Here is a 440-nt window from a genome sequence, read left to right as displayed (position 1 = left end):
CTTGACCGGAAGACGCCGGATCAGGCCTACTTCAACGCGCTGGCACCAATGATGGTGGCGGCATAATCGAGGCGGAAATCCACTTAGCCAAACGCCCAAAACTGTTCAGACAAACCGAGCCATCTCTGTCCGCTGCTGGCGAATTGTTGCCATTGCCACTGCCCTCACAGTCGCTTTCCTCAAAAACGGCACAAACTTATCACCGTTAAGGTGTAGACAAGCGCCGCTTACGCATTGCCTGCCGCATTCCCAAACGCAAGGATCCCCGCGACATTTCGGTCTGCGGGGATGCTTGCGTTTGTCAGTTAGAAGATTTGGTTGCGGGGGCAGGATTTGAACCTGCGGCCTTCAGGTTATGAGCCTGACGAGCTACCGGGCTGCTCCACCCCGCGCCAACAGGGCGACCACTTGTCGTCCCGATCGAGCGTAAATCCCTATGG

The 440-nt window shown here is 56.6% G+C and carries 1 tRNA gene; it reads right to left on the bottom strand.

The annotated features are described in order from the left end of the window. Window positions 1-315: 315 nt before the first annotated feature. Window positions 316-392: transfer RNA gene (locus GVL52_RS29150), tRNA-Met, on the bottom strand. Window positions 393-440: the final 48 nt, after the last annotated feature.

The organism is Rhizobium sp. 18055, assembly GCF_902706285.1.
Taxonomy (GTDB): Bacteria; Pseudomonadota; Alphaproteobacteria; order Rhizobiales; family Rhizobiaceae; genus Rhizobium.
The sequence above is the reverse complement of the archived record's forward strand: the minus strand, read 5'-3'. Positions and strand labels throughout refer to the sequence as shown.